Source organism: Bradyrhizobium sp. WSM3983, assembly GCF_000473045.1.
In the GTDB taxonomy this organism is placed as follows: Bacteria; Pseudomonadota; Alphaproteobacteria; order Rhizobiales; family Xanthobacteraceae; genus Bradyrhizobium.
The window spans coordinates 159,123-165,122 of the sequence record NZ_AXAY01000021.1 but is presented as its reverse complement, the minus strand read 5'-3'; the positions used below and the strand labels follow the sequence as shown (position 1 = coordinate 165,122).

The following is a 6,000-nucleotide window of genomic DNA, read 5'->3' as shown; positions in this document are numbered from 1 at the left end:
AGCTTGTCGATGAGATCGCGGTCGGTGCCTTCGGGCTCGGCTTCGGTCGCCTCCAGGCCTGCGAGAATTTCCTTGATGCGGTCGATCGAGGACAGGATCAGCGTCACCGCCGGTCCGGTCACCGGCATGCCGTCGCGGAATTTGCTCATCAGGGTCTCGCCGGCATGCGCCAGCGCTTCAAGCCGCGGCAGTCCGAGGAAGCCGCACGTACCCTTGATGGTGTGGACCAGGCGGAAGATGTTATCGAGAATCTTGGCGTTGTTCGGCTCCTGCTCGAACTTCACCAGCTGATTGTCGACGGTGTCCAGGCTCTCGCTGGTCTCCGTCAGAAACTCCCGCAACAGATCATCCATGAGCTACGCCTTAACTGAGCTGGACCTCGACACCTGCGCCGCGCTTGGAATCGGCGGAAGTCCGCTCCTAGATCGTTAGACAACCCATTTCACGGTCCCGTTAATTTCATCCTCCGTGCTAATACGGAGATTGAAGCGAAGTTTGCTGTTCGACCGCGCGGGTCTGCCGTTTTCGGCAAACCCCGTACGCAGCATCAGGTCGGAAACGCGACAGGTAAACGCGCGGATAACAGCGCCACGACGCGCGTAAAAAAAGCCTGCCAATATGGAGGGATATGCACGGCACGCGCGAATTGAATCAAATCACGCGCGATCGGAATCGCGTGTGCGACCGTCTGTCGATGTTGTGCTGAAGTCCGCAAGGGCTGCGCTCGCGGTAAACGGACTCTTACCTCGCGGGCGTCGCGATCGATAACGCGGTAATGCAACTGCGCGGCAGCGGCACGTTGCTCCGCGAGACAGTCCCTGACGGCGGCCAGCAGCGCATCCGGCGTGAACGGCTTGCGCGGGCAGCGCGCGGCGCCGAGCTGCGGCAAGCTGTCTGCCCTCCAACGGGTATGTGGACATAAACACAACCATTACGGTATAGCCCATTTTGTCGCGCAACCAGATGCCGAAGCGCGACGCCGACGTCCCACCGAACGCGCTGGATCGATCCTGCATGATCGCGAGCGGACCACCGCCCAACCAATTGCTGCGAATGCTCGACGCGGCCGACTTCGATCTGTTGCGCCCTCATCTCATCACGATTGAATTGGTCAGAGAGACTGTCTTGGGTGAAGCAGGGCGTAACGCTGCGACATGTCCAACTTTCCGCATGATGGAGATGATGTGAGCGCTACCATCGCCGCCTGCATGCCGGGTGCACGCCAGACGGCATCAGGTGATTGGGGCGCAACTGTGGACAATGAACCAATTGCCAATATATCCCGCCGTGAACATGGTGGAACTTGCCACGTAGGGAATAGCGGATTCGGTGACGGGCATTCCACCGGCGGATGAGACGGGAGGCAGATTTGGAAACGATGCTGCGCCCATCCAACGGTTTCCTGTCGGCACTGTCGGCAGACGATTATGAATTGATCCGTGCACATCTGCGCACGGTCGATCTACCCCATGACGCAGTGCTGGTCGAAACCGGTGAGACGCTCAAGCGCGCCTATTTCCCGCACCGAGGCGTGGTCTCGCTGGTCGTGAAACTTGCCAAGGGCGAGCATGTGCAGGTGGCCATGATCGGCCGCGACAGCCTGCTCGGAACACTCTCGACCATGGGCGATGCCTGCGCGCTGAACACGGCCGTCGTGCTGGTTCCCGGCGTCGCGTCGGTGATGGATCTCGACCGGCTGCGCATCGCGGCCGAACAGAGCTCCACCCTGCGAACGCTGCTGACGCGCCACGGGCTCGCTGTCTACGCGCAGGTGCAGCAGACCGCGGGCTGCAACGCGGCGCATCCGGTGGAGTCACGGCTGTCGCGCTGCCTGCTGCACACCCATGATCTGTCGGGCGACTGCCGGTTGCTGCTGACCCAGGAGGCCATGGCGCAGATGATCGGGGCGCGGCGCAACAGCGTGTCGCTGGTCGCCAACACCCTGCAGCAGGCCAATTTCATCCACTACAGCCGCGGACACATCCAGATCCTCAATCTGGACGGACTGCGCCAGACGGCGTGCGAATGCTACGCCACGGTCAAGGCCCAGTACGATCGGCTGCTCGGGCCCTGACGGGCCGCGCGGGTGCGGCGCATGGTAAAGCAAGTGCTTAACGCCGCCTGCAAACACTGCATAACTCGTGACCAGAACCGAAATCGGAATGGCGTAGACATCCCGGACGCCTCGCACCGCGGCGCGCATCACGGGGACCGGGACATCATGTTCGACGCCGCTTTCGCTCCCGCGCAGGGCGCGCTCGATGCAGCGCCCCTGCGCGAGCCCGGCGCGTTCAACGTGCTGGTGCACGAGATTGGCGAGGACGGCGCCTGCGAAGTCCGCGCAGTGTTCTGGAGCGAGACGAGCGCACGGCTCAAGCTGTTTCACACGCTCGCGCTCGGCCTGCACCGGGGCCGGATCGCGCGCGAGGCGCATTCGCTGAAGAGCACGGCCAGAACGTTCGGCTATCTCCGGCTCGCGGCGCTGGCGCTGCGACTAGAGAGCACCGCCGACACCGTCGACGACGCCGAATTTGGCGATCTGCTGCGGCAGATGGACGTGGCCTTCACCGCCGCGAAGGCGCAGGAACCGCAGGGCTGACCATCCCCGCCCAAAAACCCGCCGTACTTATACGGTTTGCGATTTTCACGGATGACTAATCATAGATGGCGATAGTCGCCGGAAACCAGGAGGGTTTCCATGTTCACCTATGAGACTGCGGACCAGAAAGAGGTCCGTCGCTTCCGCATCGCACAGTTCAACGGCCGGATGGCCACGGTGAAGGCGGGCGAGTCCACGGTGACGGGTTTTGTGCGCTCGGTGCTGGAGCAGGATTCGACGATCCCCCCGCGCTGGACCATCACCATCATCCCGACTGCGCCGAAGGAAGAGCCGAAGGCGCTGCGGCCCAATTCGCGCATGCGCCCCTTCTCAGAAGACTATTTTTAGGCATGACGCGCCGCCACCAAGGCGGCGCGAGACGACGGCTTCAATCGATCGAATGCAGCAGCGCCGCGCGGACGAGATCCGCGGTGTTGCGCGCGCCAAGCTTCCGCATCGCTTCCGCCCGATGGCTCTCGAAAGTGCGCGGGCTGATCTGCATCCGCAGCGCCCCCTGCTTGTTCGAGAAACCCTCGCTGATCAGCCGCAGCACTTCACGCTCACGCTTGGTCAGCCGCTTGCCCGACGGGCTCGACAGTTCGGAGCCCGTCTCCCGCGGCGCCGGCAGCGCGCGGCCGGCCTTGAACTCGGCATCCTCGGTCGTGGACGGTGCAGGCAACGCGCCCTTGTGGGAGCCGGCGAGTTGCTTGACCACGCCGCAGACGCGCTCGGTCTGCGCCAATGCATTCTCCACCACCTGCTGCAAATACGCACGGTCAGCCGAGACAGGCGCGAGCTGGTCGCTGTGGTGCTTGATCTCGCCCATGTAGAGCAGGAGTGCGGTCAGGGGACCGTTGAGCTCGCGGGCAATGGCCGCGGCCATCTCGTCGGCCGCCTTGGCACGGGCGGCGTTCAGCCGGGCGAAATCAAGCTCTTCGGCCGGAGCAGCGCTTTCGAACCATTCCGACGGCCGCGAATCAGCAACCATATCGTTCTGTGACCCCATGTGACCCGTTTAGCGGAACCCGGGGCGTTCTGGGGTTAACTTTCTGCTCCGTAAGACTACGGTGATTTTGTCAGTTTTGTGCTGAAATGCCGACAACGGCACAATTTGTGCTTGCATCCCTCGCTCGTTGCCTATGTCAGGGTTGATATTCCGCCCAAACCGCCGGCGGAACCGCAAAGACCTTCTTAACGATCCGCGCCACGCCCGGCCGCAGAGTCCCCCGGACTTTACGGATAAATTAACGGCGACCTGCTTCTCTTTGTCACAATTGAGAGCGCGCAAATGCCTCCATGCATTGGAGCCGGAAGGCCTGCTGGAAACGTTGCGGAAGATTGCGTGCCATGAACGAGGTCGACCAGCTATCGGAGTTCCTGCAGAAGCTGACGCCGTTGTCGCGCAGCTGTCTGCTGAGCGAGCTCGAGCGGCTCGAGCTGTGCGGCATCGACATGCCGGGCTCGGCCGAGATCCAGGCCAAGCTGCGCGCCGAGTTCCGCAAGGACGGATCGATCCAGGCGCGCGCCACCAGCCCGTCCCGCTATTTCTTCGCTCCACTCGAGCTGCTGCTGATCGACGGCGCGCCTGAGCACGCCAGTGCGGGACGGATTTCGCGCAACACGCTCACGCCGATCTGGGAATGGATCTGCCGCGACCTGCTGCCGACCATGGCGCGCGACTATGTCAAGGCGATCAACGACCAGGTCACCGCCAACAACCCCAAGGAAGTTCTGAAGATCGCGACGACCTTTCAGGTCAAGGTTGTCAAGGTGCTCGAGAACACGCTCGCTTCAGCCGAGAGCGCCGAATTCGCGCGCGGCAAGCTCGCGCAATACACGGCTTCGCGCACCGCTTTCGACGACGTGACGAAGATGCAGCAAGTGCTGCGCGCCGGCGACGCGCTGCCGAAGTTTAATGGAAAGCTGCCCGAAACCATTACGAAATTCGACGACGGCCAGGTCGCCCAGATCACCGCGCAGCTCGATGCTTTCAAGAAGGCCAATCCTAATGCGCTGCCCTTTGCACTGGCGCTGGTGGCGAGGCGCCTGAAGACATTCTGGCAACTCATATACCTTGCGACCAGGGCGGCCGCGAGCAAGAGCGCTGCCGAGGTTGCCGCGGCGCCCTACGCTTGCGTCGTTCCCATGGTGCTCGACCGGCTCGACGACAAGCGCATCGCCCTGCGGATCGCGCTCCGCCACAACCGTTTCCTCGTCGCACGCGACCTGCTCACCGAAATCTACGACGCCGAACATGCGCTCAAGCTTCGCATCGACGGCATCGAGCAGAGCGAGTGGGGCGTCCGGCTTCAGCAATTGATGGACGCGATTGCGGCGCTTGTGTCGGCCGAGGTCAGCCGCTTTCCCGCCAATGTCGGTCACATCCTGGGATCACGCCGGCTGCGCAGCCAGGAGACGCTGGGCAGCAAGCTGAGCTATCTGGCCTGGAAGGGCCGCGACGCCGTGCAGGACGGCGCGGCGGCGCTCCGCAAATTGATCGGGGCGACTTAGAGCATGATCCGGAAAAGTGTGAAGCGGTTTTCCGACAAGATCATGCTCAAACAGAAAACGTTCCCCTGGGCTATTCGGGCGCGTGCGGCAGGCACAGGAAGCGATCGAGAAATCGCCCTGACATCACGAACCTGAACCACCAGTAGATCAATCGCCGCGTCGTCATAGCTGCAATCCCTGACAGCCCACCACCGGCTAGGCGGAACCAATAGCGCAGGTGTCGCAATACGTATGTGAGGTGCTTCACACTTGTTGGCTCAGCAGCCGGGCGAGTTGTCGCATAACTGTCACGCGCGGCGCGGGAATATGCGCGCATCGCGCGAAAATGAATTCGTGGACTGAACGTATCGCTCCTATTCTCCGATGCATCGCAGTCTGCATTGGGAAGGACATAGGCGATGAGATCGATCCGACTGGCGTTGATGGTGACAACGTGGCTGACCGGCGCGTGCGCGCTCACACCGGCGACGATGGCGCAGACGGCGCCGCCGCCCGCCAATGCCGCGCCGACCGCCGACAATGCCGTCCTGCTCACCGTCTTCTTCAAACACGACCAGTCGCGTCCGCTCAGTGAGCTGAATGCGCAACTCGACAAGCAGGGCTTCCGCAAAGCCTTTCCACCGGCGGGCGTGGAGGTCGTGAGCTGGTACGTGATGATGGGCATCGGCCAGGTGGTCACGCTGCGGCTGCCGGCCTCGCGGCTGCGCGAGGTCAACCGCATCATCGAGGACACGGCGTGGGGCCCGTACCGCACCGAGTTCTATCCGACCTATGACTACAAGCCGGTCGGCATGGCCGAGCACGACAAAGCCGCCGCCAATTGAGGCGCCCATTATTCAATTGGGCGAAGCGCGCGCAGATTCGTCCAATTACAGGACACGGCTGCGCGC

The 6,000-nt window shown here is 62.7% G+C and carries 9 protein-coding genes; 6 read left to right on the top strand and 3 right to left on the bottom strand.

The window, feature by feature from the left end; translation table 11 throughout:
* Together YUA_RS45010 and YUA_RS52720 are read right to left on the bottom strand one after the other, a co-directional pair.
* On the bottom strand, window positions 1-353 hold a 353-nt coding region (locus YUA_RS45010; protein ID WP_027531868.1), incomplete at its 3' end, for an Hpt domain-containing protein.
* 194 nt (window positions 354-547) lie between these two features.
* Window positions 548-889, bottom strand: coding sequence for a hypothetical protein (locus YUA_RS52720; RefSeq protein ID WP_371259911.1), 342 nt, complete (start codon window positions 887-889; stop codon window positions 548-550).
* Window positions 890-963: 74 nt separating this feature from the next.
* Here YUA_RS52720 and YUA_RS52715 point away from each other — a divergent pair, with 74 nt between their 5' ends.
* The 4 genes from YUA_RS52715 to YUA_RS0126165 all read left to right on the top strand — a co-directional run bounded on the left by YUA_RS52715 (window position 964) and on the right by YUA_RS0126165 (window position 2,947).
* Window positions 964-1,188: a hypothetical protein gene (locus YUA_RS52715; RefSeq protein ID WP_027533371.1), complete on the top strand. Its 225-nt coding sequence runs from the start codon at window positions 964-966 to the stop codon at window positions 1,186-1,188.
* 190 nt (window positions 1,189-1,378) lie between these two features.
* On the top strand, window positions 1,379-2,074 hold the full coding sequence (locus tag YUA_RS0126175) for a Crp/Fnr family transcriptional regulator (protein WP_198029506.1): 696 nt from the start codon (window positions 1,379-1,381) through the stop codon (window positions 2,072-2,074).
* Window positions 2,075-2,221: 147 nt separating this feature from the next.
* The gene (locus YUA_RS0126170) at window positions 2,222-2,599 is read left to right on the top strand and encodes an Hpt domain-containing protein (protein ID WP_027533369.1); all 378 of its coding nucleotides are present in this window, start codon (window positions 2,222-2,224) and stop codon (window positions 2,597-2,599) included.
* Window positions 2,600-2,698: 99 nt separating this feature from the next.
* The gene (locus YUA_RS0126165; protein ID WP_027533368.1) at window positions 2,699-2,947 is read left to right on the top strand and encodes a hypothetical protein; all 249 of its coding nucleotides are present in this window, start codon (window positions 2,699-2,701) and stop codon (window positions 2,945-2,947) included.
* Window positions 2,948-2,987: 40 nt separating this feature from the next.
* Here the strand turns inward: YUA_RS0126165 and YUA_RS0126160 are convergent, their stop codons facing one another.
* Window positions 2,988-3,605: a LuxR C-terminal-related transcriptional regulator gene (locus tag YUA_RS0126160; protein ID WP_027533367.1), complete on the bottom strand. Its 618-nt coding sequence runs from the start codon at window positions 3,603-3,605 to the stop codon at window positions 2,988-2,990.
* A 341-nt stretch (window positions 3,606-3,946) separates the two neighbouring features.
* On the opposite strand from YUA_RS0126160, the gene YUA_RS0126155 reads away from it, so the two are divergent.
* A complete protein-coding gene (locus tag YUA_RS0126155) occupies window positions 3,947-5,110 on the top strand; it encodes a hypothetical protein (protein ID WP_027533366.1) in 1,164 nt (387 codons plus the stop codon).
* Between the two features lie 398 nt (window positions 5,111-5,508).
* Complete coding sequence (locus tag YUA_RS0126150) at window positions 5,509-5,934, top strand: hypothetical protein (RefSeq protein WP_027533365.1); 426 nt, start codon at window positions 5,509-5,511, stop codon at window positions 5,932-5,934.
* Window positions 5,935-6,000: the final 66 nt, after the last annotated feature.